Origin of the sequence: Kitasatospora cystarginea, assembly GCF_039533515.1 — a bacterium.
Lineage (GTDB): Bacteria > Actinomycetota > Actinomycetes > Streptomycetales > Streptomycetaceae > Kitasatospora > Kitasatospora cystarginea.
This window is the reverse complement of the sequence record NZ_BAAATR010000120.1, coordinates 1-3,772: the sequence shown is the minus strand read 5'-3', so window position 1 is coordinate 3,772 and position 3,772 is coordinate 1. Positions and strand designations below refer to the sequence as shown.

Genomic DNA, 3,772 nt, shown 5'->3' with positions numbered 1-3,772 from the left:
GGCCCTGAGCACTGGCCCGGAACTACGCTGTCGACATCAAGTCGATCCTCCTGTCAGGTAATTCACTCAATCTCGTGCGACTTCGTGTCGCACCCCAGCGCTCGTGGTAGAGACGCACGAGACGGTCGGCGGGGTAGCGGCGGGCGTCCAGCAGGGTGGTCACCAGCCGATAGGAGCCGGCAAAGTCGGTGCCGTCCGAGCAGGCGATGCTGATCTGGGCCTCGATGACGCGCACCGGGACGCCGCCGATGGCCGACAGATACGAGGAGTCAGTAAGGGCCTTTCCGATCGGCGGGCGGCGGCGCTGATTGAGGCGGCCCACGATCCGGGCGCCGGTGGCGTGGACAGCGGCGAGGAAGTCGTTGCCGTCGAACCCGCGATCCCACAGCACCAGCATGCTGGGGCCCAGATGGTGAAGCAGCCGGGTGGCGTAGGCAGTCTCGCCTACCCCGGTGGGGCCGAACACCGCGCCGATCACCGAGCGGGTTCCGGTCTCGACCAGCGTCATCAACTCGATCTGGGGATAGCCGCGGTGCGGGCAGCCCCCGAGCCAGGCCCGGTTGCGCTCGCTGTCGGGTGTCTTGATGGAACTGCAGCCGTCGAAGGAGACCGTGCGATAGGGGCCGAACCGCGCTCCGGGGGTGCGGGGTTGGGCCAGCGCTCCGGCCACCACCTCGAACAGGCCCTTCATCGGGGCACAGCCGATCCGGCGTCGAAGATCGCGCAGACCCTTGGCGGTCGGTGCCGGGTGCAGGTCGTCGATGGCGGCGGTCATCTTGGCCCACACCAGTTCGTATCCGACCTCCGGGAACAGGCACATCGCGAGGAGGAAGTACACCCCGACCCGCGAGGGCAGGTCCCGCAGCCTCCGCTGGACCGCACGGGTCTCCTCCAGGACGGCGTCCACCAGCTCGAAGGGCAGCCAAGGGGTCAGGCCCCCGAGGTGCCCGGCAGCGAAACGCCCTGCGGCCAGGGTAATTTCCCGCGTGAGGGTGGTCAGGGCAGGCGGCGAGGCAGAATGGACAGACAACGCGGCTCCACGGGCAGGGCGTCTTGGTCGACACCTGCTCCAACGGGGCCGCGTTGCTTGCGTTCCGCGCACTGCGGTGTACCTCGACCCTTGCCTTGCACCCCGGCCGAAATCCTTAACTACTCGGCCTTGGGGAAACTTCAATGATGCGCTCCACCGCCTCCGTGCAGCTCAACCTCGACAGCGGAGACGACAGCGACACGATCACCGGCTACCGCAGACAGCGCTCCACGATCGCCTGTCGTCAGCCCCGTCGCGTCCGCACGTGTGCGAACTTTCATTGGGCGACAAGTCCACAAGTGATCGGATTTGATCGTAACAGCTCCCACAGGGCAGGCTCGGTGTCGCACGGTGGCGAATCCGCCACGGTCCGGCACGGAGGGAGCCGCATGTCCGGGACCGAGAACAGCAAACCGACTGCACATGTCGTTGTCGGGTACACCCCGCAGGACGGTTTCGTCGCCGTCCACCTCAATCCGCCCCCAGCGGAATACGTGTGGCACGACCGGCGGGCCGAGCACCACCGAGAACGGTTCGGGCCGGGTAATGGCTACCAGCAGTGGCTCGCCGTCGACGCCGCCACCGGCGCCGTTTGGTTCGGGGACACCGACTGGCGAACCCAGGACGAGGGCGCCGCCCCCTGGCTTCCGGGGCACCGCCGGGCCGCGGTCGGCGATGGCGCTCTGCCTTCCCCGGCCGTGTTCGCGCTCCTGCTCACCCACCGCACCGTCGACGAGCAGGGCGCCGATACCTGGCGCTTCTTCAGCACCGAGGAGCTCTACACACTGGTCCGACGGATCCTGCCCATGGTCCAGCGGGTGATCGGCTCGCTGCATCGTGTGGGCCCGGCCGGGGATCTGGAGTGGTCCGCCGAGGCTGCCACGGCCTGGACCGATCTCGAACAGGCCTGCCTCTACACGCTCGATGCGACGGGCACGGTGGCCTGGTCCGAACCCCGCATGAGCCCGGTTCCCGGATGGCGGGTCGAAGTGGCGGACTTCCTAGCCCGGAATCCGGAGCTGTGCGATCCGGCTTGGGCGACGGCTACCGACGCCGAGCTGGACGCCTACGCCACTTACGAACCCGATTCCGGTTACGGCGGCGTTCCGGGACGCATGTGCACTCCGGCGGGCGTCCAGATCGAGGAGGGCTACACCTTCTACGGTCACCGTGCGGCTCTGTACGCCTACCGCGCGGCCGCTTGCGGCGACCGCGCCCCGGTCGAAGCCGGGCTCTGGCTGCGGACCAGCGATGCCGGACGGAGCAGTTGGGAGGGCGCGAAGGTCGTGGGAGCGAGTCTCGCCGACGCCCCTGACTGCGTGTTGGACCACCTCGCCGGGACGTTCCGCAGCGCTGCGGCCGACGACGGTGTGGTCCTCACCGGCCTGGCGGCCTACCTGCGGCAACAGCGGGCCGAGGAAAGGACGGCGGTCGACGACACGCTTGCCGCCACCGGGGAGGAGCTGAAGCGCTTGGAGGAGTTGCTAAAGGAGGTCCGCCTGGTCCGGAACACCGTCCTGACCCGGGTCCTCAGCTGGACCGACGGGCGGGACGACGAGGTGATCGCCCGTCTCGCGGCGATGTCCCCCGTCGCCGTGGCCGAGTGGCGGGAGCGGCTCACCGCCGACCGGAATGTCCGACCGGAGGGGTGAGAGGCTGCCCGGAGGGCCGGCCCGCAGGCGGGCCGGCGACGTTCGGGTCCGAACTCGTCGAGGCGTTGTCCCCGCCTCATGAGAGGGCGGTCAGTGCCTGCGCGGCGAGCATGCGTTCCAGGCCCAGGAGGGCGCGTGGGGCGTGCCGGGTGTCGATGCGGACGGTGTAGATGAAGCGCGTCAGCTCCGGGTCGGCGAGGGGGCGCGCCACGACCTGGGTGCTCCCCGGGGGGAGGGCCAGCCGCGGCATGACGGCGACGCACAGGCCGGCGGCCACGAAGCCGAGCACGGTGTTGAAGTCGTCGCCGTCGTATTCCAGGCGGGCCTGGAAGCCCGGTGTCTTGGCCATCTGAGCGAGCAGTTCCAGGCGCAACGCGGCCTCCGGAGCCGCTATCCAGGTCTCGGCCGCGAGGCCGGCCAGGTCGATGACGTCCCGGTTGGCGAGGTGGTGGTCGGCCGGGACCACCGCCACGACCGGGTCCCGTGCGACCAGCGTTCGGCGCAGCGTCCGGGGCGGTGGCATCGGGATGAAGTCGTAGTCGTAACTGAGGGCCAGGTCCATGTCTCCCCGTTTGAGCCGGCTGTAGCCGGCTTCGGGCTCCACTTGGGAGAGGCTGACCTGCACATCGGGATAGGTCGCGTGAAGCTCTGCCAGCGCCTGCGGGACGATGCCGGCGGCGGCGGAGGCGAAGGCGCCGAGCCTGATCCGTCCGGCAGTGCCCGCACGCATGGCGTCGAGTTCCACGGACGCCGCCGCCAGTGCGCTTCGGACGCGCTGTTCGGCGTCGAGGAGGACCATGCCGGCCGGGGTGACGCGTACGGGGCGGCGCTCGATCAGGATGAGGCCGGCGCGGCGTTCGAGTTCGGCGATCTGTTGCGAGACGGCGGGCGCGCTGTAGCCCAGCTCGCGTGCGGCGGCGTTGAAGGAGCGGTGGCGGACCACGGCTTCGAGGGTGGCGAGCAACCGGGGGTCGAGTTTCTGCACGGAGTTAACCTCCGCCTTTCAGTTGGGCTCGCCTGAACCGGGTCAATGGCGTTGGTGACGCGTCGTGGCCGTGTGCGGGTGTGGGGGCATGCCGAAGGTCCGACG

General features: G+C 69.6%; 3 protein-coding genes. 1 reads left to right on the top strand and 2 read right to left on the bottom strand.

The window, feature by feature from the left end:
• Positions 1-22: 22 nt before the first annotated feature.
• Positions 23-1,030, bottom strand: a complete 1,008-nt coding sequence (locus ABD369_RS40190) for a transposase domain-containing protein (protein WP_344641593.1) — start codon at positions 1,028-1,030, stop codon at positions 23-25.
• 389 nt (positions 1,031-1,419) lie between these two features.
• Between ABD369_RS40190 and ABD369_RS40185 the strand changes: the two genes are divergently transcribed.
• A complete protein-coding gene (locus tag ABD369_RS40185) occupies positions 1,420-2,682 on the top strand; it encodes a hypothetical protein (protein WP_344641592.1) in 1,263 nt (420 codons plus the stop codon).
• A gap of 76 nt (positions 2,683-2,758) precedes the next feature.
• Here the strand turns inward: ABD369_RS40185 and ABD369_RS40180 are convergent, their stop codons facing one another.
• Entirely contained in the window at positions 2,759-3,667 is a 909-nt protein-coding gene (locus tag ABD369_RS40180) for a LysR family transcriptional regulator (RefSeq protein WP_344641591.1), read from the bottom strand.
• Positions 3,668-3,772 lie beyond the last annotated feature (105 nt).